The 23,462-nt window shown below is 54.9% G+C and carries 18 protein-coding genes and 3 tRNA genes; 10 read left to right on the forward strand and 11 right to left on the reverse strand.

From position 1 onward, the window contains the following. Position 1: 1 nt before the first annotated feature. The 3 genes from KGP21_RS22365 to KGP21_RS22375 form a co-directional block, all read right to left on the reverse strand. Positions 2-5,998 carry an alpha-2-macroglobulin gene (locus tag KGP21_RS22365; RefSeq protein ID WP_223498283.1) on the reverse strand — a complete coding sequence of 1,999 codons (5,997 nt, stop codon included), beginning with the start codon at positions 5,996-5,998 and terminating at the stop codon, positions 2-4. A 69-nt stretch (positions 5,999-6,067) separates the two neighbouring features. Next, on the reverse strand, positions 6,068-6,511 hold the full coding sequence (locus KGP21_RS22370) for a hypothetical protein (protein WP_021806116.1): 444 nt from the start codon (positions 6,509-6,511) through the stop codon (positions 6,068-6,070). A gap of 122 nt (positions 6,512-6,633) precedes the next feature. Beyond that, positions 6,634-6,960 (reverse strand): YqcC family protein, encoded by a 327-nt coding sequence (locus KGP21_RS22375; protein WP_021179896.1) that lies wholly within the window; start codon positions 6,958-6,960, stop codon positions 6,634-6,636. Between the two features lie 152 nt (positions 6,961-7,112). Between KGP21_RS22375 and KGP21_RS22380 the strand changes: the two genes are divergently transcribed. Then, positions 7,113-8,351 carry an MFS transporter gene (locus tag KGP21_RS22380; protein WP_021179895.1) on the forward strand — a complete coding sequence of 413 codons (1,239 nt, stop codon included), beginning with the start codon at positions 7,113-7,115 and terminating at the stop codon, positions 8,349-8,351. A 621-nt stretch (positions 8,352-8,972) separates the two neighbouring features. On the opposite strand, the gene syd is transcribed toward KGP21_RS22380, so the two are convergent. Next, positions 8,973-9,521: a SecY-interacting protein gene (syd, locus tag KGP21_RS22385; protein WP_021806117.1), complete on the reverse strand. Its 549-nt coding sequence runs from the start codon at positions 9,519-9,521 to the stop codon at positions 8,973-8,975. Positions 9,522-9,584: 63 nt separating this feature from the next. Between syd and queF the strand changes: the two genes are divergently transcribed. The 3 genes from queF to xni all read left to right on the forward strand — a co-directional run bounded on the left by queF (position 9,585) and on the right by xni (position 12,795). Further along, on the forward strand, positions 9,585-10,430 hold the full coding sequence (queF, locus tag KGP21_RS22390; RefSeq protein WP_059201647.1) for an NADPH-dependent 7-cyano-7-deazaguanine reductase QueF: 846 nt from the start codon (positions 9,585-9,587) through the stop codon (positions 10,428-10,430). 183 nt (positions 10,431-10,613) lie between these two features. Next, complete coding sequence (gene ppnN / locus KGP21_RS22395) at positions 10,614-11,978, forward strand: nucleotide 5'-monophosphate nucleosidase PpnN (protein ID WP_021179892.1); 1,365 nt, start codon at positions 10,614-10,616, stop codon at positions 11,976-11,978. A 58-nt stretch (positions 11,979-12,036) separates the two neighbouring features. Then, positions 12,037-12,795 carry a flap endonuclease Xni gene (xni, locus tag KGP21_RS22400; protein WP_021806119.1) on the forward strand — a complete coding sequence of 253 codons (759 nt, stop codon included), beginning with the start codon at positions 12,037-12,039 and terminating at the stop codon, positions 12,793-12,795. A 30-nt stretch (positions 12,796-12,825) separates the two neighbouring features. Here the strand turns inward: xni and rlmM are convergent, their stop codons facing one another. The 4 genes from rlmM to KGP21_RS22420 form a co-directional block, all read right to left on the reverse strand. After that, entirely contained in the window at positions 12,826-13,929 is a 1,104-nt protein-coding gene (rlmM, locus tag KGP21_RS22405; RefSeq protein WP_021179890.1) for a 23S rRNA (cytidine(2498)-2'-O)-methyltransferase RlmM, read from the reverse strand. Beyond that, positions 13,922-14,317 (reverse strand): DUF423 domain-containing protein, encoded by a 396-nt coding sequence (locus KGP21_RS22410; RefSeq protein ID WP_024484299.1) that lies wholly within the window; start codon positions 14,315-14,317, stop codon positions 13,922-13,924. The genes rlmM and KGP21_RS22410 overlap by 8 nt, the downstream gene beginning before the upstream one ends. A 52-nt stretch (positions 14,318-14,369) precedes the next feature. Beyond that, positions 14,370-15,287 carry a transcriptional regulator GcvA gene (locus KGP21_RS22415; protein WP_021806120.1) on the reverse strand — a complete coding sequence of 306 codons (918 nt, stop codon included), beginning with the start codon at positions 15,285-15,287 and terminating at the stop codon, positions 14,370-14,372. A 508-nt stretch (positions 15,288-15,795) separates the two neighbouring features. Continuing rightward, a complete protein-coding gene (locus KGP21_RS22420) occupies positions 15,796-16,020 on the reverse strand; it encodes a YgdI/YgdR family lipoprotein (RefSeq protein WP_021806121.1) in 225 nt (74 codons plus the stop codon). 193 nt (positions 16,021-16,213) lie between these two features. Here KGP21_RS22420 and csdA point away from each other — a divergent pair, with 193 nt between their 5' ends. Together csdA and csdE are read left to right on the forward strand one after the other, a co-directional pair. After that, positions 16,214-17,419, forward strand: a complete 1,206-nt coding sequence (csdA, locus tag KGP21_RS22425; protein ID WP_024529486.1) for a cysteine desulfurase CsdA — start codon at positions 16,214-16,216, stop codon at positions 17,417-17,419. A gap of 19 nt (positions 17,420-17,438) precedes the next feature. After that, positions 17,439-17,873 (forward strand): cysteine desulfurase sulfur acceptor subunit CsdE, encoded by a 435-nt coding sequence (csdE, locus tag KGP21_RS22430; RefSeq protein ID WP_021179885.1) that lies wholly within the window; start codon positions 17,439-17,441, stop codon positions 17,871-17,873. On the opposite strand, the gene tcdA is transcribed toward csdE, so the two are convergent. Both tcdA and mltA read right to left on the reverse strand, forming a co-directional pair. Further along, the gene (gene tcdA, locus KGP21_RS22435; RefSeq protein ID WP_021806123.1) at positions 17,864-18,670 is read right to left on the reverse strand and encodes a tRNA cyclic N6-threonylcarbamoyladenosine(37) synthase TcdA; all 807 of its coding nucleotides are present in this window, start codon (positions 18,668-18,670) and stop codon (positions 17,864-17,866) included. The two genes, csdE and tcdA, sit on opposite strands and share 10 nt — an antisense overlap. 78 nt (positions 18,671-18,748) lie before the next feature. After that, positions 18,749-19,894 (reverse strand): murein transglycosylase A, encoded by a 1,146-nt coding sequence (mltA, locus tag KGP21_RS22440; RefSeq protein ID WP_021179883.1) that lies wholly within the window; start codon positions 19,892-19,894, stop codon positions 18,749-18,751. Between the two features lie 237 nt (positions 19,895-20,131). On the opposite strand from mltA, the gene KGP21_RS22445 reads away from it, so the two are divergent. The 3 genes from KGP21_RS22445 (at position 20,132) to KGP21_RS22455 (ending at position 20,490) form a co-directional block, all read left to right on the forward strand. Then, a tRNA-Met gene (locus KGP21_RS22445) sits at positions 20,132-20,208 on the forward strand. Between the two features lie 65 nt (positions 20,209-20,273). After that, positions 20,274-20,350: transfer RNA gene (locus KGP21_RS22450), tRNA-Met, on the forward strand. A 63-nt stretch (positions 20,351-20,413) separates the two neighbouring features. After that, positions 20,414-20,490, forward strand: a tRNA-Met gene (locus KGP21_RS22455). Between the two features lie 105 nt (positions 20,491-20,595). Here KGP21_RS22455 and amiC read toward each other — a convergent pair. Continuing rightward, positions 20,596-21,846: an N-acetylmuramoyl-L-alanine amidase AmiC gene (amiC, locus tag KGP21_RS22460; protein WP_021179882.1), complete on the reverse strand. Its 1,251-nt coding sequence runs from the start codon at positions 21,844-21,846 to the stop codon at positions 20,596-20,598. 228 nt (positions 21,847-22,074) lie between these two features. Here amiC and argA point away from each other — a divergent pair, with 228 nt between their 5' ends. Continuing rightward, positions 22,075-23,400, forward strand: a complete 1,326-nt coding sequence (gene argA / locus KGP21_RS22465; RefSeq protein ID WP_021179881.1) for an amino-acid N-acetyltransferase — start codon at positions 22,075-22,077, stop codon at positions 23,398-23,400. The last annotated feature ends 62 nt before the right edge of the window (positions 23,401-23,462 follow it).

Consider the following 23,462-nt stretch of genomic DNA (forward strand, 5'->3'; position numbering starts at 1 on the left):
CTTATTGACTTTCCGCCGGTACAACCACCAGTTTACCGCTGCTGGCCGACATGGCCTGCACTTCACGATCGTACATGGCTTCGCCATAAGCCGGAGGGATCGCAAAGCTACCGGTGTTGGTCGCTTTAATCTGGTAGACAAACTCCTGCACATCGGTGCTGGCGCTACCATAGATAATCACCCGGTCTTCGCGGATATCACTGTAATCAGGTGCCCAAGTGGAGCCCGAGGCAGCCAGTGGTGACTGCCACCCTGCATCCGTATTCTCGCTGGCTTCACCGTCTTCGCCGGTCGATTCTGGCTCTGGTGCCGTTTGCTGCACCACTTCAAATCCGCCAGGCAGCAGATCGACAATCGCCAGGTTGCTCTGCCCTTCTTTCGAATTGGCGCGGATTTTCAGATGAACGTTGATCTTCTGTCCTAACGTTACCTGAGTGACCGGTTTGCCCTGTTCATCGGTGTAATCACGGGTAATTTCCAAACCGCGAGCAATGGCTTTCTGTGGAGCAGCCAGATCGTAACCGGCCTGAGTGACCACATACCAGGCCGGAGCGTCGGCGCTGTTGGTAAAACGGATAGCCTTGGCCTCGGCCGTAAACTGGCCTTTGGCAAACAGCCCTATCATCTCTGAAATCACCTGCGGATCGACGTTACCTTGCTTGCCGCTCTGCGCAATCGTCAGCGAATCGCTAGTATTGGCCTGCGCCGCCACCTGAGCCGAGTAGCTTTCCAGCGCCAGGATACTCATCGCCGAAGAATAGGTGGTGTAGCGCTCTTCTTTCAACGCCTTGACCATGTTCTCCAGCACCTGCGGAGGGATGGAAGACACCTTCTCCGGGAAGTGGCGAGCGATCAGGTACAGACGCGTTGCGTCCTGCACCAGCGGATCGAAGTAATTCTGCGTCCACCAGCCTTTGTCATAGGCTTTGCTCAGTTGCTTCCAGCTAGGTTGCAGCAAGGCATTCGCCTCATCGTCCATTTTCAGCAGACGGTAAGACGATGCCAGATACAGGGCACTCAGATCGGTTTTCCAGCTGTCTGGATACAGTTTCTGCAACGTATCCTGCACCGAGGCCAGCGAGTTGGTGGTAATTTCGCCCTGCAAGGTCAGCAGGTAGACTGCCCAGGTACGCAGACGCAGATGGTACATATCATCATAACGGTTGGCTGCCAGTTCACGCAGCGCACCGTTGGCATCTTCCAGCATTCCCACCGGCAAAGCATAACCCGCCGCTTTGGCTTCCAGCAGGTATTGCACCACGTATGGCGTGACGAAAGGATCGGTTTCCGGCGATGAACGCCAGGCACCAATGGCCCCGCTGTCGTTCTGGCGGGAACGCAGTACGCCGAGCAGGTTTTTCAGCTGTTTGCTGACTTCGGCCTGGCTCAGGCTGCTTTTCATTTCCGGATGCTGGCTTTGCATGATCAGCGGAATGGAACGGCTGACGATCTGCTCAGAACAGTAGTACGGATAATCCGCCAGATACTGCGCCAGGCCGTTGGTCAGCACCAACGGGGAGTGAGATACCGCCGCGCTACGCTGCGCATAGGCATCAAACATCTGCCGCAGATTATCAATATTCTGGCTGCTACCGCTCATCCGGCCCATCACCGTCTGGGTGCGGAAAGGCATTGCCGGGCGTACCGAGGTGCTAACGGTACGGCGGCTGGTTTTATCACCGTAACGCGCATCAAACACCAACGGAGCATCACCCAGTGCCGCCTTGGCACGCAGGCGGAAGGTGATCACACCTTCACGCTTCTCCGCCAATGACAGGCTTTGCTCGGCCTTACTCACCACTTCCAACTGCGGTGGCGGCGTCAATTGCACGGCGATCGCCACAGGCTTTCCGTTCAACCCTTCGAGGTTATTGCTAACCCCTACGCTGACATCAAACTCATCCCCCGGTGCCACCATATAAGGCACATTCGGCGTCATGATGAAGTTGTCACGTACCGTCGCGGAGGTTTGGGCCTTGCCGATTTTGCTTGGCGTAACCGAAATGGCCATCACGCGGATCTTGCCGTTGAAGTAATCCGGCACCGGATAGGTAAACTGCTTCTCGCCGTTCACTTCGGTAATGCCAGACCAGTAGGCCACCGGCTTGTCGCGCTTGCGCTTGAAAGGATTCAGGTTGAGATCCAGCCCTTCACCCGCATCACCGCCCGGTGCCGCAGAAAGCGCCATCAGCTTGCTGAATTCCGGCAGGATCAGATCGAGGATCTGCGAGCTTTCCACACTCAGCTCACGCTTACGGAAGAAGTACTCCAGCGGATCTTTCAGGCGGTAACGCGCTACCTGCAAGATCCCTTCATCTACGGCAAACAGTGCCACCTGCTGTGGACCATCGGTTTTCACCGTAATCGTCAGGTTATCACCCGGCTTAATCACCTCAGGCGTCACTATTTCCAGGCCGTTTTGCCGGGCTTTGGTGCTGATTTTAAACGGCATGACGCCATAGCTCAGCGGGCTCATAAAGATCTCGCTGGAGTTCACGTCGCGCACAAACTGCACGTTGATATACCCGTTGCCTTCCATCCCGGCCGGAACCCGGATTTTCTGCACCGAGCTGGTGGTATCGGTGTGGAACCACTGCCAGGCATAGACACGGTCTTTTTCGATGGTGATCAAACCGCTGCCGGTATAAGGCGCGTTGATCGCCACTTCAATTTCTTCACCCGGCTGATATTCCGCCTGGTTCAGTTTCAGCTTCAGTTCGGCATTGCGATCCAGCGAACGGCTGAGGTTGGCATTGCCCGCCACGCTATAGGCGATACGGTTGAGCACCTTGCCCTGTGCATCTTCGATCACCAGAACAAAGTCACCCGGGGTGTCGGTTGCCAAGGTCAGATCGGTGCCCTGCTCGCTCAGCGCCAACGGCTGCTCGGACAACTGCACCTCTTTCATCTTCGATTGGTATTTATAAACGCCAGAATCCTGCTTGGTCAGCACCGAGATGTATTTCTGCTCGATCAACACCTGCTTCAGATCGGCGAGTGCAATCTGTTTCAGGGAAGGATCGACGGCAATCACGTTCAGATTTCGCGCCGAACCCCGGTTGATATAGCCTAAATCACCGTCTGGCTTCACGCCTACCAGATAGTCATACGGCGATACCAGCACCCGAGCGGTGGCGGCAACGGAACGCCCGCCACCCGCTACAAAGGCTTCTGACAGCAGTTGTAGCTGATAGGTGGCATCCGCATAGGACTTCAGATCCAGTGGGATATTCGCCACGCCCTGCTCGTTGGTGGTACGGTCTTCCAGCTCGGTTTCAAAACCGTCGCTATTCTGGCGGTTCTCAAAGAAGGCGTAATCCGGAAAGCGATCGAAGCTTGGATACATTGGCCGTAGCGTCAGCTTCGAGGTAACTCGGCGATCCTGGGCAGGCGTGCCAAACAGGTTCTGCACATCGATGTTCGCCTGCAGCTCAGAAGGTTTCACCCACCCTTGCTGGCGGTTCGGCGTCAACTCCAGCTTCACCTTCAGTTGGTCTGGCTCAAACTCTTTTACGTTGACGGCGGTATGGCCGAGCAAGGTGGAAGTGTCGTTATTCTTGCCAATCAGATACAGGTAGACGTTCCATTCGCCCGTTGGCGCATTCTCGTCGGTGGTGTAACTCAATTCATTGAAACCACTGCCACCGAGAGTCAGCGGCACCGTTGTCATCAATTTGTCGCGCGGATCGCGGATCTCGGCACGTACCGGTACGCCAGCCAGGGCTACGCCCCAATCGGCAGCACGGGTAATCAGACCAATATTGAAGGTATCGCCCGGACGGTACACGCCACGATCGGAGAACAGATAACTGCTCAGGGTGCGTGGATCGATCGGAGTTTCTTCGCCTTCAATATCAAAGCGGGAGAAATCCAGCCCGCGGTCGTTGTAGCGGGTGGTCGGCAAGAAGGACACATCGCCCTCTTTTTCGACCAAGAACATCACCGGCTGACGTTCGTTGGTATACACGTCCAACGATGGGAAACGCACGTGCCCATTGGCATCGGTCACCTGGCTGAGCAGCGTCACGCCGTTTTTGGCGATCACCGAAACCTTGGCGTTACCGACTGGTGCACCGCTGTGGATAGATTGGACAAACACATCACGCGTTTTATCCTGCGAGCGTTTGGCAATGATGCCCAGATCGGTGACGACAACAAAGCGCGAATCTCCCACGCTAGGTGAATCATCCCCTTCTTGCTCGCCCTGATCGCCTTCATCCTCTGCGGCCTGCGTCTTTTTCTTTTCCGGCTGCCATTCCGACAGCGTCAGCAGGAACACGCCGCGATGGGAATCCGTGCTGGTGGACAGGTAACGTGAGAGATCTATGCCCTTATAGCTTACTTCACCCGGCTGATCGTTGTTGATGACCGTTTGATAGTTAAAGTGTTCGGTAAAATATTCATCGTTAAGCTGGTTGAACTGGGCCGAAGTGTATTCGCTGCTTTTGAATGAGACGATATGCTGCAGCTGGCTTGGGATCACCCGCTTGATATCCAGACGCAGGCCGGGCACGTTACGCGCCGCCACGCTGATTTGCTTGTCACCATTCACCGACAGCAGAGAACCCTGTGACATAAACTGCAAGGTTTTCGGGAAGTCTGGTACTTCGACGATACGGTAGACCTTCTCCGGCATTTTATAGCCGCCCGAAGAGGTCATCAGGTTAGTGATCTCCAGCAGCATAAAGCGGTGAGCCGGTGCGTCAAACTTGAAGCTGAACTGCGGTTGATAGGTCTCTTCCGCTTCATTCAGGGTCAGCGTCAGCGGCGTAGACTGGGCCATCACGCTGTTTTCGATGCTCTCGGTCCCGCCCCACTGATAAAAATCGTCCGGTTCGTTACTGGCTTCGGAATCGTTAGGATTATGCTGCGGCAACAGCCAGGCCTTGACCGCGCGCCCGGCATCTTTGTCTTTGATCGCATCGCTGAAGGCGACGATCAGCGCACGCTGGCCTTTGCTGCCATCGCTATCGACCACCTGGGCGCTAGCGTCCTTCACAGTGAGGCTATACAGAGTTGGCACCGACACCCAGCTGTCTTTCGATTGAGCGATCTCATTGGCAGACACCACCGACTTGATGCCCTTGCCCAGTACCAGATGCACTTTACCACCGTGATCCAGCGCTTTCAGCGGTTCAGAATGCACCCAGGCGTTCAGCTTCTTGGCATCGTAAACCAGGGAGAAATTAAGTTTCTTTTCAGATTTGGCGTTGGCTTCGATCAACCCCATGGCGATCTGCTTTTCAAAGCTGGCCACGTCCACTGGCGCATTGAATTTGACGTTGAAGATAGCGCTGCGCTTTTGCGGATCTTGTGGGTCTTGATAATACTCAGCTTGCCCAAGTTGATAGTCAAAAGCCGGGGCACTAAAGCTGTAGTGGGTGTTGGCGAGTTTAATCTGCGGGGCCAGCAACACGGCAGGCTCGAGCTTAACCTCATATTTGCTGCCCATCGGCAATAGGTTTTTCGGCGTGAAGACCAGGGTCCAGGCGTTATTCCACTTCCACTGCCCTTCAAGGGCCGGGCTGATGGAGATGCCTTTTTCCACGACCTTGCCAGCATCGGTCAACGGTGCCACGGAGTTTCTAAAGGTGAGGGTGACCTGCTGCGGCGCAGATTTCTGCACGGCAAAGTTAACCGGCTCAGGATCGGATACCCGCACGCTGGTTTCCTGGTACACCATCGGTGCCGGTTCAATCGGCTGTGGCCGATTCAGCCACCAGTGCCATCCGTAGAAGGCGCCACCCGCGGCGCACAACAGCACCAGCAACGACAGGCTAATGGCTTTGGGATATTTGTCTACCCCACCTTCCAGCCGCAGGAAGCCGCGCCTCACCCCGCCGGATACCGCTGCCCACCAGGCAGGTGCATTCCAGTTCAGGTTGCCCACCACCGGCTTGAACAGCCGCCCCAACAGGCCAAAAACCAGGGCCAACAGGCGGAACAGGCCTTTTATCAACGTAAAAGGCAAACGGAGGATAAACTTCAGCAAATCCATGATTGCAGCACCTTTATAATCCTTGAAAGACACCCAGAGACAAGGTTTCCGACGACGGAGCCTAAGCAGCTAACAGCCTACACCCATTCCAGAAATCAGTGACAATACCAACACAATAAGAAGAATGGTCATGATCACGCCAAAAGCAAACATGGCAATTTGAAAAGCCAGCGTGCCAATACCGAGCAATACCGCAGCGGAAACCGCGCGCGGATTTTCCTTACACACACCAGCAATGGCGCCCAGGATCACGGCCCCCACAGCCAATACGGCAGTGACGATCTTCAAAATCCGATCCACATCATAATGAGGCCGCGAGACCTTTTCAGGGATTTGCTGGCCAGCCAATGAGGCCAGCAGTGATTCTTTGATAGCCACCGCTTTACCCGCAACAAGGCTTTCCAACGTCTGCTGAGGGGCAAATGGCCCGGCATAGAAATGCACCATCGCCAATAACAGCGCCAGGCCGCCTAGCGCAATCCCCGACCAACCGAATATATTTTGTCTCAACATGAGAAACCCTCCTTGGTGACTCGCGGTAATGTGCACATTATCTACTAGTTGCACACGGCGGTGGAAACTCTATTTTAGCCATACCGGCGAATTGCAGATTGCAGGTGTAGAATGCAGCGCGATTACAGCTCGATATTGAGCAGTGAATCCAGCTGTTGTAACAGCAACAGCAGCGGCAGGCAGTTCGGCTGTTTATCCTTTAACGCTTCTTCAAAATAGGGGGTGATGGCAAAACGCGTTGGCAGTGGCGCATTAGCATCGAGCAGCGCATGCATCCTTGGCAACAGTATCCACTGCAACCACTCTTCGGCCTGCATGCTGTCGATGCAAAAGGGTTCCGTGCTGGCAAAAGCCTCGGCTTCTGGCGGCGTCAACTGCCACAGCGTCAGATCGCGCATGGACTGTTCAATCGCCTGTAAATTGTGGCGAACCTGGTTGGATATACTCATCGACATTCCCGAACAATTTAAGCATGTTAATCAGCCTACGGCTGCAAGCCGCAAAGCATAACATTTAAGCCCAAAGCACCCAATTTTATCTGGTGGCGCCATGCCTGGCACGGCACAATACGCGCACCCAAAAATCACACATGATAAAAGACATGCCCGCAACATCACTCAATAAAAATCACGCTACGCCCGGTAAAGCCATGCTGGCTTCGGTTACCGGTTATGCTATGGACGGCTTCGATCTGTTGATACTCGGCTTTATGCTGCCGGTGATCACCACTGAGCTGGGTCTCACCTCATCACAAGCCGGTTCGCTGGTGACCTGGACATTGATCGGCGCAGTGATTGGCGGCGTGATCTTCGGCCATCTCAGCGACCGTTTTGGCCGCATCCGCGTGCTGACCATCACTATCCTGATGTTTTCGCTGTTTACCGGCCTGTGCGCCGTTGCCGTCGGCTACTGGGACTTGCTGGCCTATCGCACCCTTGCCGGGATTGGGCTGGGTGGCGAATTCGGTATTGGCATGGCGTTGATCGCCGAAGCCTGGCCCGCTGAGAAGCGTAACCGTGCCTCGGCTTATGTGGGCATGGGTTGGCAGCTCGGTGTACTTGCCGCGGCCTTCCTCACTCCGCTGTTGCTGCCTTATATCGGCTGGCGTGGCATGTTCCTGGTAGGCCTGCTGCCGGCGCTGGTTTCCTTCCTTATTCGCCGAACCATGGGCGAACCCAAAGCGTTTACACAGCAAAAAACCAGCGAACAGCAGCTCTCCTTTACTCAACGATTAAAGCTGCTATTTAAGGATCGCGCCACCGGCAAGGCCAGCCTGGGGATCTTTATCCTCTGCTCGGTGCAGAACTTTGGCTATTACGGGCTGATGATCTGGATGCCGACCTATCTGGCCAAAAACTTTGGCTTCTCGCTGACCAAATCCGGCGTCTGGACGGGAGTCACGGTGATCGGTATGACCTTCGGTATCTGGCTGTTCGGCGTATTGGCCGACCGCTTTCCCCGTTGGATCATCTTTGTCATTTATCAGGTTGGCGCTGTGGTGATGGTCATAAGCTATGCGCAACTCACCGATCCCACGCTGATGCTGTTTGCGGGTGCACTGATGGGAGTATTCGTTAACGGGATGATTGGCGGCTACGGCGCGCTGATTTCTGACACCTACCCGGTACAGGCTCGCGCCACGGCGCAGAATATCCTGTTCAACCTGGGCCGCGGCGTCGGTGGGTTGGGGCCATTGGTGATCGGTGCGCTGGTCACTCAGGTTTCCTTTACCGCCGCGATCAGCCTGCTGGCCGCTATTTACCTGTTGGATATTTTCGCCACGCTGTTCCTGCTACCGAAGAAACAAAGCACAGGCGATACGTTGGGGGCAATCGGGTAAACCTTAAGGGGGGGAAGTCAGGCAGGATTTGCTGTCTGGCCTTTGCTCCAGACAAAAAGTTGGGGGCACTGCGTTAACAGTGCCCCCGGTTCGTTTTATAGCTAATCCCGCTACAAGTGTGCTCCCTGCTCAATCCCTGAAAACTTTTCCTTTCGGCCATCCTGACCAAAACAATCCTTCGCAAAATCCTCTAACATCATCCTGACGCGGTTCCTCGGCCTTCCTGACCCACCAACAATCCTGTGCTGGCTCTCTATCTCCGTCCTGGAGGTGTCCTTGGTTTCAATCCTGAAACATCCTGTGTATCATCCTGATACCAATCCTTTCCACTCTTCCTGAGTGCATCCCTTTCTTCTTCCTGAAGCTGCATCATCCTGACGCTTTCCTGCTCCATCCGGCTTCCTTCCGGTAGACATAAGATCGCTTATTTCCTTCCCGTTAACAAGGGCATGTAGGACGGATTACGGTAAACTTGACTTAACCTACATCGGCAAAAATACATAACAAACTGATATATATAACTAATAATTAAAAAATGGCTAACTAAATCGAAAAATTAAAAGCGATCTCTCACAGCTTTTGTAAGAGATCTCGCACACGCACTAAAGGCAAATTAGCCGATTAATTAACTCTGGGGCGTAAAGCATTGAGAAAATCCCCCAAACTGGCGGCTAATAGCGTGCGTTTTTTGCTGCCAAATTGCTCAAGCAGCACGTTGCCGCTGACATTACACAGCGACACCACCGTCATTTCCGATTCTGTGGTCGCCAGGAACAACGTAGGCGATAGCTTAAGGCGTTTTTGCGTCACCAGATGCCCAATCAGATTCTCCTGCAGACGAATAAAGTCGTCTTCACTCCAGACCTGCAATAGCGTCAACGGATGCTCGCCAAACTCCGCATTCATATCCCCGGCATACTGTTGGGTATAGAAGGTGTGGATATCCGGCTGTAGTTGCAGTTCCAGCGCCTGCTCCACCTTTTCCAGGCTGGCCGCTGGCGTAAAAGGCTGTGGCAGCCACAGCACCGTATCATCGCGATTTTCGACAATACAGGGGGAAGCCACGCCGTACAGTTCCTGGCTAGCCGGGGCATGGCCATACTGCTGCTGCCATTTGTCGACATAGCGCTGGGTAAATTCACACAGGGCGTGCGATACATCATGGTCCATATTTTTTCTCGCATACGGTAAACTGGTGCCTATTGTACCTATCTAAGACCAAGGTGACAGCTCATGTCCTCCTATCAAGATCATCAGGCTCTGGCGGCACTGACGCTGGGCAAGCCAACCGCATACCGTGACTGCTACGATGCCTCACTGTTACAAGCGGTTCCTCGCAGCATGAACCGGGAGCCGCTGGGGCTTTATCCCGATAACCTGCCGTTCCACGGTGCCGATATCTGGACGCTGTATGAACTGTCCTGGCTCAATGCCAAGGGGCTGCCGCAGGTCGCGGTGGGAGAAATCAGCCTGAATGCCAACAGCGTCAACCTGATCGAGTCCAAAAGCTTCAAGCTCTATCTCAACAGCTTTAACCAAACCCACTTCCCAGACTGGGAAGCGGTACGCTCTACGCTACAACGCGATCTCGCCGCCTGCGCACAAGGGGATGTCAGCGTGAGCCTGTTCAGCGTCGATCGGCTTGAAGGCAGCCCTATCGCCCGGTTGGAGGGTGAATGCCTCGACCAGCAAGACATCAGCATTGATAACTACGAGTTCGACACGGGTTACCTGGAAGGCGCAGCCGGTAGCCAAATCGTCGAGGAAACGCTGGTCAGCCATCTGCTGAAATCCAACTGCCTGATCACCAACCAGCCCGATTGGGGCTCGGTGCAAATCCGCTATCGCGGTCCGCAGATCAACCGTGAAGCCCTGCTACGCTATCTGGTTTCGTTCCGTCATCACAACGAATTCCATGAACAGTGCGTTGAGCGGATCTTTAACGATCTGCTGCGTTTCTGCCAGCCGCAACAATTGAGCGTTTATGCCCGCTACACCCGGCGCGGTGGTCTGGATATCAACCCTTGGCGCAGCAATGTGGCGTTCGAACCGGCGCATGGCCGTCTGGCCCGTCAATAATGCTCAACAACTGAGCTAACAGGCGGTTTGTATTGGTAAAAATCCGGAGACGGCGGTAAGGTTAAATCAAGAGTGCCCGCTTTTTGCTCAGGCATTCCAGTAGGCAATACAAAATTCTTACCGCAGTGCACAGAGACAGGTAAGGATTATTATCGCCCTATTTATGGGCGCAAAGGAGTTACCTTGATTACACATATCAGCCCACTTGGCGCTATGGATTTGTTGTCGCAGCTGGAAGTAGACATGCTGAAGCGTACCGCCAGCAGCGACCTGTACCGTTTGTTCCGCAACTGCTCCCTGGCGGTGTTAAACTCCGGCAGCCAGACCGACAACAGCAAACAGTTGCTATCGCGTTATGAAAACTTTGATATCAACGTACTGCGCCGTGAACGCGGCGTAAAACTGGAGCTGGTGAACCCGCCAGAAGAGGCTTTTGTTGATGGCCGCATTATTCGTTCATTGCAGGCCAACCTGTTTGCGGTGCTGCGCGATATCCTGTTTGTCCACGGCCAAATTGACAGCGCCGGGCGTTTCCAACACCTGAATTCGGAAGACTCCATTCATATCACCAATCTGGTGTTCTCCATCCTGCGTAATGCCCGCACGCTTCACCTCGACGAAGACCCGAATATGGTGGTGTGCTGGGGTGGCCACTCGATCAATGAAAACGAATATCTTTATGCCCGTAAGGTCGGTAGCCAGCTGGGCCTGCGCGAGCTGAATATCTGTACCGGCTGTGGGCCAGGGGCGATGGAAGCGCCAATGAAAGGGGCCGCCGTCGGCCATGCGCAGCAGCGCTACCACAACAGCCGCTTTATCGGCATGACCGAGCCCTCCATTATTGCCGCCGAGCCGCCGAATCCACTGGTTAACGAGCTGGTGATCATGCCAGATATCGAAAAACGTCTGGAAGCCTTTGTGCGGATCGCGCACGGCATCATCATTTTCCCTGGCGGGGTCGGTACAGCGGAAGAACTGCTGTATCTGTTGGGCATTCTGATGAACCCGGAAAATAGCGAGCAGGTACTGCCGCTGATCCTCACCGGGCCGAAAGAGAGCGCCGATTATTTCCGCGTGCTGGACGAATTCATCATGAATACGCTGGGCGAGAAGGCCCGCCGTCACTACACCATCATCATCGACGATCCGGCCGAAGTGGCCCGTCAGATGAAAAAGGCCATGCCGCTGGTGAAAGAAAACCGCCGCAATACCGGTGATGCCTACAGCTTTAACTGGTCGATGCGCATTGCACCGGACCTGCAGCTCCCCTTCGAGCCAAGCCATGAAAACATGGCCAACCTCAACCTGTACCCGAATCAACCGGCGGAACAGTTGGCTGCAGCCCTGCGCCGTGCATTCTCAGGGATCGTAGCGGGTAACGTGAAGGAGAACGGCATCCATGCCATCGAACAGTTCGGCCCTTACAAGCTGCATGGCGATCCGTTGATGATGAAGCAGATGGATAACCTGTTGCAGGGCTTTGTCGCCCAGCACCGCATGAAACTGCCGGGAACCGCCTACGTGCCTTGCTACGAGATTGTAGCCTGATCCTCACCTCTGGGCGGCGTCATAGCCGCCCTAATTTTCTGACGTTGTTGCCTTGCCTATGCCTATACATTTACTGATTGTCGATGCTCTGAACCTAATTCGCCGCATTCATGCGGTGCAAGGCTCCCCTTGTGTCAACGCTTGCAAGCATGCGCTACAGCAGTTGATTCAACACAGCCAGCCCACCCACGCCGTGGCGGTGTTCGACGAAGACGACCGTAGCGAGAGCTGGCGACATCAAATTCTGCCCGATTACAAAGCCGGGCGTTCGCCGATGCCGGAAAACCTGCATCAGGAAATGCCGCAGCTGCGCGAAGCGTTTGCCGAGCTTGGGGTGGCCAGTTGGCATTCGGCTGGCAATGAGGCGGACGATCTGGCTGCGACGCTGACGGCCAAAATTGCCGCAGGCGGGCACCAGGTGACGATTGTCTCTACCGACAAAGGCTACTGCCAGCTGCTGGCACCCAGCGTACAGATCCGTGACTACTTCCAGAAACGCTGGTTGGATATGCCGTTTGTGCAGCAAGAGTTTGGAGTGTTACCGCAACAGCTCACGGATTATTGGGGGCTGGCAGGCATTGGTAGCAGCAAGATCCCAGGCGTTGCCGGTATCGGGCCAAAAACGGCGGTATTGCTACTGCAACAGATGGGGAGTCTGGATGGTCTGTATCAACACCTGGAACAGGTGCCGGAGAAGTGGCACAGCAAGCTGTTAGAGCACCGCGAGCTGGCCTATATCAGCAAGCAGGTCGCCACTTTGCGTACCGATCTGACGCTGGACGGCAATCTGCAACAGTTACGTTTGCCAATAAATTAAGGGCGCTGCCAACAGCAACGCCCTTACGCCTTACTCGCGCTCGTCGCGGCGGCCGGGAATGGCCGACCACATGCGGCGCACGTGTACGGTGATCTCTTCACGATCGTGGTACAGCTGCTTGGCGTGGATCTCTGCGCTAATCCCCTCGTTGGCCAAGGCTTCGTGGATGCTTTGCAGGTTCTGCGCCACCTCTTCGTAGCGCTTCTTCATCGGCAGCTTCAGGTTAAAGATCGCCTCACGGCACCAGCCTTTGAGCAACCATTGGATCATCAGGCTGGTCACTTTTGCCGGCTTCTCCACCATATCGCACACTACCCAGTAGTTTTTGCTGGTGGTCGGCTCAAAGCGGAAGCCGTCGACACGATGGTGGGTCACCTGCCCGGTATCCATCAGACTCGGGGCCATCGGGCCGTTGTCCACCGAATGCACCATCATGCTGCGTTTGACCAACTGATAGGTCCAGCCGCCAGGGCAAGCCCCCAGATCGACCGCAAACATCCCACTGCCTAAACGCTCGTCCCATTCGTCTGCCGGGATGAAAACGTGGAAAGCCTCTTCCAGCTTCAGCGTAGAGCGGCTTGGCGCATCGGACGGGAACTTCAGGCGTGGGATCCCCATATAGAACGGGGAGTTGTTGTTGCTATAGGAATATCCCACGTAGCAACAGCCCGGCGCGATAAAGAACACGTGTACCACCGGGCGAGAGGGATTCTCACGCGCCATCAGCACTTTCTGCTCACGCAATGCGCCGCGCAGCGGCACAGTCAGCTTGCGGCAGAACTTCAGCAGCTCTTTGCTTTCGTTGGTATCCGGTACTTCTACCCGTAATTCACCGCCGCGATCGACCACGCCCATCAGCATGCCGACAATCGGTGAAACCCGATCTTCCGGTGGCAAATCACGCAGCAGTTCTCCCACCACCAGCATCTGGCGGGCAAAGATCAGCTCACGGAACGGGATTTCTTTCGCCAGGCGATCGGCATCGTCCGGCTGATAGCATTCAAACAGCACATAGCCGCTGTTGTCTTTAACCCTGGCAAAACCAAACACTTCCAACTGGGCGGCCTTGTCGGTAATTTCCGCCGCGCACTCTTTCTCAAAGCCTTGGCGGCAGTACAACGCGATCTTATTCATGGCGCTCGGCCTTTTTCCTCAGACGCAAAGCGCCAATCAACATCAATGCCCAACCGATCAGGAAGCAGGTCCCGCCCACTGGCGTGACATAAACCCAAACCTTTTGGTGAGACAGCGCCAGACAGTACAGGCTGCCGCTGAACAACACGGTGCCGAGCGCCAACAGCGCTCCGCTCCAGTAAAACCACAGGCTGACCCGACGCTGCATGGCAACGGCCAGCCCCAGGATCGCCAGAGTATGGAACCCCTGGTAATCAAGCCCGGTGCGGATCCAGGCCATTTCATTGACCCCGAGCGCACTACTCAATACGTGCGCACCAAACGCGCCCAGAGCAACATAGACAAAACCACTGATAGCAGCAAAAATCAGCATAGAACGGCTACTCATCATTATTCACCTTAATCGAGATCCACCAGCCACAACGTCACCGCAGCCGGCTTTATTGTTCATAGCGAAAGCGGAACTTCTCCTGTTCGCTGGCCGCACGCGCCAAGATCCATTGGCGAAAGGCGGCTATTTTACCCAGTTCTGCCTGGCTGTCATGACATACCAGATAAAAAGCGTTTTTACTTACCAACACATCGTTAAACGGGCAGACCAGCCGACCGGCTTCGATCTCGGTTTGCGCCATCACGTTATTCACCAGCGCAATCCCCTGGCCATGAACGGCCGCCTGTACCACCATGGCACTATGGCTAAAGATTGGCCCTTGCTGCACGTTGATATGCTGTAACCCCAGTTGGCGGGTATATGCCAGCCAGTCGCGGCGTGAAGTATCATGCAGAAGCGTATGATAAGCCAGATCGCCCGGCACTTTCAGTGCATGATCGCCCATTAACAGGCTGGGAGAACAAACCGGCAGCAGATACTCCGCGTACAGACGCTCGGCGCGTACTCCCGGCCAGTTGCCACGGCCATAAAAGATCGCCACGTCAACGTCATCCGCCAGCTTTTCTTCTTCGCGGTCAATGGCCTGGATGCGCACATCGATCCCCGGATAAGCTGAGTTAAAGCTGGAAAGACGTGGCACCAGCCACTGAATGGCGAAACTGGGCGGCAGGCTGACGGTCAGAGCCCCCTTGGCACTGCGTGCCTGAAGCTTGCGTGTTGCCTCATTGATCGAAGAGAAAATCTCTTTGATATCCAGGTAATAACTCTGCCCCTCTTCCGTCAGCAACAGAGAACGGTTGCGTCGTCGAAACAGTTTCAGCCCCAGGAAATCCTCCAGAGACTTGATCTGATGGCTGACTGCGGCCTGGGTAACAAACAGCTCCTCTGCCGCCTTGGTAAAGCTCAAATGGCGGGCTGCCGCGTCAAAAACCCGCAGAGCATTAAGAGGAGGGAGACGTTTAGACATTCATTGACCCTTTTGTATGGCAAACTGCGGCGTTGTCGGCTGAACGCGTCCTTACCGCTACCTAGCTGTGCCGAAAAATGCCGCGAGCGCAGGGACACGCCAGAGCGGCCAATTTGCAATTCATCGGCTTTAGTTACATTTATGTAACAAATGACCGCCGGGTTTCGCAAACGAGATCAGGCTGCATGATACATAACGCCACTAGCCCATCCGCGTGGACTATTGCCATTAGTTTTTTTAATCCGAGCCATTATAAATTGTCCGTTGAGCATGCGCCAGTAAATACCTATAGTGGCGACACTTCCTGGGCCGGAACGAAAAGGGATTGGGTGTCGAAGACGCCGATGAACTTTTGGCTTGTGGTTGTGATGTTGTGTTTGCAATTTGTCCGCCAATTCGGACATGGTAGCTAGGCTACTGTTTTTCACTTCCTGTACATTTACCCTGTCTGTCCATAGTGATTTTATGCAGCACCGCCAACTTCGCGGTGCTTTTTTTTGCCTGGAAGTTACTGATTACCTTCAACCATCTCCTTCACATCGGCACGGTTAATCTGCTGCTCAACGCCGTTGGCATCTTTGTAGCTGATCATCCCGGTATCGTCATCCACCTTGGGTTTTCCATCGGCGACAATGGTGCGCCCATCGCTGGTATGCATGACGTAGTTACTTGAGCAGGCTGCCAGGGTAAACGTGAGCATCAGGGCAGAGATAACTGCGGCTGTCTTGTTCATTTGTGACTCCTTGTAGATAAAAATGCTGTAAAAATCATTTCTGTTATTTAAGGGACTCATTCGAACGCCAATATTCAGCATAACAAACTTTCGTCAGATTTCCAGGAAACAGCGACAATTGTTCGGGATAACTTGTCTCTGACGGCAAAATAGGACAGGATCAATGGCTGACAAAGCCACTGATAATCAGCCGATGAAGCCTTTTGAGCCTACCTTGTTCCGCAGCCAGTTCCCGGCCCTTCAACAGGCAGGAATTTATCTGGACAGTGCCGCTACCGCGCTAAAACCGCAGGCGGTGATCGACGCCACGCAGCAGTTTTACAGCGCAGATGCCGCCACCGTACACCGCAGCCAACATCGTGCGGCACAGGATTTGACCCAGCGCTTTGAGCAGGCACGCCAGCAGGTTGCCACCTTGATTAATGCCCCTTGTGCGGACGACATCGTTTGGACCCGCGGCACCACGGAAGCCATCAATTTAGTCGCGCAGAGCTATGCTCGCCCACGCCTGCAGCCGGGAGATCAGATCCTGGTTAGCGAGGCGGAGCATCATGCCAACCTGATCCCGTGGTTGATGGTGGCAGAACAGACCGGTGCCGAAGTGGTGAAGCTGCCGCTTGGCCCCGATCGCCTGCCAGATTTGACGCTGCTCCCTACGCTGTTGTGCGAGAAAACCCGCATTCTGGCCTTGGGGCAAATGTCCAACGTCACGGGAGGCTGCCCGGATATCGCGCTGGCTATTGAGTTGGCCCATGCGGTGAACGCGGTAGTGATGATCGACGGCGCACAGGGCATTGTGCATTGCCCTGCCGACGTTCAGCGGCTCGATATCGATTTCTACGCCTTCTCAGCGCATAAACTCTATGGCCCAACTGGCATTGGTGCGTTGTATGGCAAAACCGCGCTGCTGGCTCAAATGGGGCCATGGCAAGGCGGGGGGAAAATGCTGACGCAGGCTTCTTTCAGCGGCTTTACGCCACAAAAACCACCGCACTGTTTTGAAGCCGGTACGCCAAATATTGCCGGAGTGCTGGGGTTGGGTGCCGCGTTGAGCTGGCTGGAAACGCAGGATATGGCCGCCGCCGAGCAATACAGCCGCGCCCTGGCGCAAAATGCCGAACAGCGTTTGCAGCAGTTACCCGGATTTCGCAGCTTCCGCAGTTCCGGCTCCAGCCTGCTGGCCTTTGATATCGCCGGGATCCACCACAGCGATATCGTCACCCTGTTAGCCGAACAGAACATCGCGGTACGCGCGGGCCAACACTGCGCCCAACCTTTGATCGCCGCATTAGGGGTCAGCGGAACATTACGTGCGTCATTTGCGCCTTATAATACGCCGCAAGACGTCGATGCTCTGGTGCTGGCGTTAACTAACGCCATCGAACTACTGGCGGAATAAGATGCACAACGGAGAACCGATGCTTGCCCCTCACCCTTTTGGCCGTGAAATCACCGCCGAGACGCTGATAACAACCTTCAGCCCGCTAAAACAGTGGGAAGACCGTTACCGCCAACTGATCATGCTGGCGAAACGCTTGCCATCGCTGGCGGCCGATCTACGGCAAACGGAGATGGAACTGAGCGGTTGCGAAAACCGGGTCTGGTTGGGGCACCAGCGGTTGGCAGATGGAACACTGCATTTTTATGGCGACAGCGAAGGACGCATTGTGCGCGGCCTGCTGGCGATCCTGCTGACCGCAGTCGAAGGCAAAACGCCTCAGCAGGTCTTAGCTATCGATCCTTTGGCCCTGTTTGACAGCTTGGCGCTGCGTGCCCAGCTCAGCGCCACCCGAGCCAGCGGCCTGGCAGCCTTGGCGGCCAGGGTACACGCCATCGCTGCCAGCTATGCCTGACGTGCCGCCTTTGCCACCATCTTCTTCAACGCGTGGGAGACGGCAATAAAGCCAAAGGTCGCGGTGACCATGGTCGCCGCGCCAAAACCCGCGCTGCAATCCATTCTTTTCGGCCCTTCTGCGGTACTGCGTGAGGCGCATACTGAACCATCCGGCTGCGGATATACCAGCGGCTCGGTGGAGAAGACGCAGTCGATCCCCAGCTTGCCTTTGCTGTTTTTCACCACGTTAAAGTCGTTCTTCAACCTTTCACGCAGCTTGGCGGCCAGCGGATCCTGGATGGTTTTGGCCAGATCGGCCACGGCGATCTGCGTAGGATCGATCTGCCCACCAGCACCGCCGGTAGTCACCACCGGGATCTTGTAGCGTCGGCAATAGGCCAACAACGCCGCTTTGGGCCGCACGCTGTCGATCGCATCAATCACATAGCTGAAATTATGGTTCAACAGCTCGGCGACGTTGTCCGGGGTAATAAAATCATCTACGCAGGTCACCCGGCATTCCGGGTTGATCGCCAGGATCCGTTCCGCCATCACTTCGGTTTTCGATTGGCCAACATGCTGGCGCAAAGCATGGATCTGCCGATTGGTGTTGGTGACGCAGACGTCATCCATGTCGATCAGGGTGATCGCTCCAATGCCGGTGCGTGCCAGCGCTTCAGCCGCCCATGAACCGACCCCGCCAATGCCGATCACACAAACGTGCGCCTGGGCAAACAGGGCCAATGCCGGCTGGCCGTACAGGCGTGCCGTGCCGCCAAAACGCTGTAGATAGGCCTCTGAATAGGCTGTACTCATTTTGCTTTACTTACCTTGGTTGCAAATAGGCAGGGCCGGAAGATCCGGCCCTGCGGGTCAAGCTATATGCCATCGTTCTTAGCGGGTAACCAACTGGGAACCACTCGAGGCGGTCAACGGTTGATTGGCGCTAAACAGCTGTGCCCCAGGATTACCGCCTTTCAATACCCAGACCCGGCCATAGTGATTATAGAACCCTGCCGAGTGACCGGCTTCTGGGCCAATCCCCTGGTACATGTCAAAGTGCTGGCCCTTGATGGCGCCACCCACGTCGAGAGCGACCATCAGGCGCATTTCATATTTTCCCGTGAACTTGCCCTTGTTGTCCAGTAGCGGGACTTCTGCCAGCAACGTGGTACCGGCCGGGATCAGAGAGCGATCGGAGGCCACGGAGGCTTTGGCAATCAGCGGCACCGCGCTGGCCCCTTTCACCGGAGCAAAAGGCACCGGGTGGAAGAACACGAACGACGGGTTTTGCTCCAGCAGTTCGCGCACCTCGGCTTCGCTGTGGGTATCCGCCCACTGGCGAATGGCCTGCATTGACATGTCGGCCTTGGCCACTTCGCCGCGATCGATCAGCACCTTGCCGATACTGCGGTAAGCATGGCCGTTCTTGCCGCTATAACCAAAGAACACCAATGGCTGGCCATTGCCGAAATCGACATAGCCGCTGCCCTGCACTTCCATCATGAAGTTATCCATCAGGGAGTTGGTGTAAGCGATGATGTAACGGCTGTCCAGCGCCCCTGAGTAGATACCGGCACGATCCGGCAGGCGGCGCTTGCCTTTGGCTGGCATGCTGTACAGCGGGTAGCGGAATTCGCCCTGTTGGGTATAACGCGCCTGCAGCACCGGGGTGTAATAGCCGGTGAACTGGACGTTGCCATAGCTATCGACGCCTTCCATCTGATAGGCGCTGAGGCCGAACTGGTTCAGTTGGCGCGTATCCGCCCCCGCCGCCATCCAGTTTTGCACCGCCTGATAGGTGGCGTTATTGCGGTTAAACAGCGACGGCGAAGCGTATTTAATCTCCATCAGCTGGTTGGCGTAATCCTGGCCGTTGATCGGGGCGCCTCTGGCATTGGGGCGATTCACCAACTCCAGCGACTGATCCAGATGACCATCTTTATACTGCTGCCCCCGGTCGGTCGGTTTTGACGAACAACCGGCCAGTACCGCAATCACTAACCCACCGAGCAGGTATTTGCCCCAACGTCCTTTCATTGCACACTCTCTCAGACTGATATGTTCCATACCCAATGGATACGGGTAAACTGGCTGAACGATAACAAACGGCCATAGATAAAGGAATCGCTACCGCTAAAAATTCCCAGCCAGATGATTATGATGAAAAAAAACGCAAATTGGGGACTAATGCAGCATAAAAATGGCTTTCGGTGAATTATATGCAAAAAGGGTTTGCAACAAAATGCCTGGAGAGTATAGTGCGCTTCCATCGGACGCGGGGTGGAGCAGCCTGGTAGCTCGTCGGGCTCATAACCCGAAGGTCGTCAGTTCAAATCTGGCCCCCGCAACCAACCGATACTGTGATAACGGTATCAAAAATGTGTTGGATTCGATGAAAGAAAAGGTATTATACGGACGCGGGGTGGAGCAGCCTGGTAGCTCGTCGGGCTCATAACCCGAAGGTCGTCGGTTCAAATCCGGCCCCCGCAACCAACCGATACGGCAATAGCGGTATCACATGAAGGGTTGGTTCGATAATATCAGTATCAAGACGGACGCGGGGTGGAGCAGCCCGGTAGCTCGTCGGGCTCATAACCCGAAGGTCGTCAGTTCAAATCTGGCCCCCGCAACCAATCTTGATAACATCAGACAAGCACCTTAACGGGTGTTTTTTTGTATCTGAATTTCCCCCTACCTTCCCAATTAACTACGCCGCCCCTCCTTGGGCTACGCCTGGTTTAACGCCGTGCCAATGCGCCACCGTTGGCGAAATAGGCTTTGATCCCGGCCAGAATAGATTGCGCCACCTGCTGCTGAAAATGGCTGGTGCGCAGCTTGCGCTCTTCTTCCAGATTGCTGATAAACGCCGTTTCCACCAGGATCGACGGAATATCAGGGGCCTTCAACACGGCAAAACCGGCCTGATCGACACGATTCTTATGCAAACGGTTAATTTTACCCATCCGGTTCAGCACTTCCTTACCGAATTTCAGGCTGTCATTGACGGTGGCGGTCTGCAAGAGATCGAACATGGTGTGATCCAGGTAGCGATCGCCACTCTTGCTGACTCCGCCGATATCGTCGGCGGCGTTCTGGGTTTGCGCCAGAAACTTGGCGGCGTTGCTGGTTGCCCCTTTGGTAGAAAGCGCAAACACCGAGGAACCGCGTGCCGCACGGTTGCTGAAGGCATCGGCGTGGATCGAGACAAACAGATCGGCCCGCTGCTTACGCGCTTTGGCTACACGTACCTTTAATGGGATAAACACGTCTTCATTACGCGTCATAAACACTTTCATGTTGGGTTCGCGTTTGATCAACGCACTGAGACGACGGGCAATCTGCAGCACGATATCTTTTTCACGGGTTTTATTTTTGCCAATGGCCCCCGGATCTTCACCGCCATGCCCAGGATCGAGCATGATCACAATCGGCCTATCGCGCCCTGCCTTACCGGCCTGCGGTGCTTCCGCCGGTAACGTCCGCTCCAGATCGCCCTTGTTGTAATCTTCCAGTAACGCCAACAGCGGATCATACTCTTCACCGCTGCCCCCCTTGGTAGGATAAAGATCCATTACCAGGCGGTTACGATATTCGGAGACCGGTGTCAGGGTAAACATATTTGGGCTGACGCTTTGCTTGAGTTCCAGCACCAGCCTGACGGTATTTTTGTCAAACTGGCCGACCCGCGCCTGTTTCAGATAGGGATCTTCTTTGCGCACCTGCCCGGCGATGCCTTTAAGCACGCTATTCAGCTGTACCCCTTCCACATCCACCACGATGCGCTCTGGATTGGTCAGGGCAAACTGTTTGTATTTTAGCGGGACATTGGATTCCAGCGTGACTCGGGTATAGGTCGAGGAAGGCCAGACACGAACGGCAATCACATGAGAAGCAGCGGCGAAACCAACGCGACTCACACTCAGCAACCAGGTTGCAGCAACCCCCTGCAACAAACGACGGCGACCCGGATTGTGATTAGAGTTAGGCATGCGGCTCCGGTAAAAATAACGATTAAAAAAACAGCAAAAAAAAACAATGGCAAAAACTTTACCCAATCCATTCACCGCTGTCATCAGAAAATCTTTTTATGATCTTTCAATTTATTAATCAGTTAGCGCATTTGTCAGAAAAATCACTGTCATTTCCTGCTTGCCTTTGGCGCAATAAAAGAATAAAAATACAAAAATACCGTATAAATATGCAAATGAGGTCTTGCCGTGAAGGAACGTAGTACAGAGCTGGTGCAAGGATTCCGTCACTCAGTTCCCTATATCAATACTCACCGTGGCAAGACCTTTGTCGTCATGCTGGGTGGCGAAGCTATTGAACATGAAAACTTTTCCAGTATCGTCAATGATATCGGGCTGTTACACAGCCTGGGCATTCGTCTGGTGGTGGTCTACGGTGCGCGGCCGCAGATTGACGCCAATCTGGCGCAGCATAACTACGAGCCGATTTACCATAAGCATACCCGGGTAACAGACGCCCATACCCTAGAGCTGGTCAAGCAGGCCGCCGGCTTGTTACAGCTGGATATTACCGCACGGCTTTCCATGAGCCTGAATAACACCCCATTGCAAGGGGCGCACATCAACGTAGTGAGCGGCAACTTTATTATCGCCCAACCGCTGGGCGTGGATGACGGCGTCGATTATTGCCACAGCGGCCGTATCCGCCGTATTGATGAAGAAGCCATTCATCGCCAACTCGATAGTAAGGCCATCGTGCTGATTGGTCCGGTGGCGGTATCGGTGACTGGCGAAAGCTTTAACCTGACCTCGGAAGAAGTCGCCACCCAGTTGGCAATCAAGCTGAAGGCCGAGAAAATGATCGGCTTCTGTTCATCACAAGGGGTGACAGATGCAGAAGGCAATATCCTTTCCGAACTGTTCCCCAACGATGCACAAAAACGTATCGAGCAGTTGGAAGAGGCAGGTGACTACCATTCCGGCACCGTACGCTTCCTGCGCGGCGCGGTAAAGGCCTGCCGCAGCGGGGTACGCCGCAGCCACCTGATCAGCTATCAGGAGGATGGTGCACTGGTACAGGAGCTGTTTTCACGCGACGGTATCGGTACCCAAATCGTTATGGAGAGCGCCGAGCAGGTACGCCGGGCGACCATCAATGATATCGGTGGGATACTTGAGCTGATCCGCCCATTGGAGCAACAGGGGATTTTAGTCCGCCGTTCGCGCGAACAGTTGGAAATGGAGATCGACAAGTTCACGATTATCGAACGCGATAACCTGACCATTGCCTGCGCGGCACTCTATCCGTTCCCGGAAGAGAAGATTGGTGAGATGGCCTGCGTGGCAGTGCATCCAGATTACCGCAGCTCGTCGCGGGGCGAGATGCTGCTGCAGCGGGTAGAAAGCCAGGCGCGCCAGATGGGGCTACAGAAGCTGTTTGTGCTGACCACACGCAGCATCCACTGGTTCCAGGAGCGCGGCTTCACTCCGGCGGACGTCGACGTGCTGCCGATGCAGAAGCAGGCTTTATATAACTACCAACGCCGCTCGAAGATCCTGTTGGCCGATCTTTGAACGTAGTGGGACAAGCTGAGTAAATGTTAAAGGCCAGGATATGGTTAACCCTGGCCTTAGCT

Origin of the sequence: Serratia sp. JSRIV004, assembly GCF_019968705.1 — a bacterium.
Taxonomy (GTDB): Bacteria; Pseudomonadota; Gammaproteobacteria; order Enterobacterales; family Enterobacteriaceae; genus Chania; species Chania fonticola_B.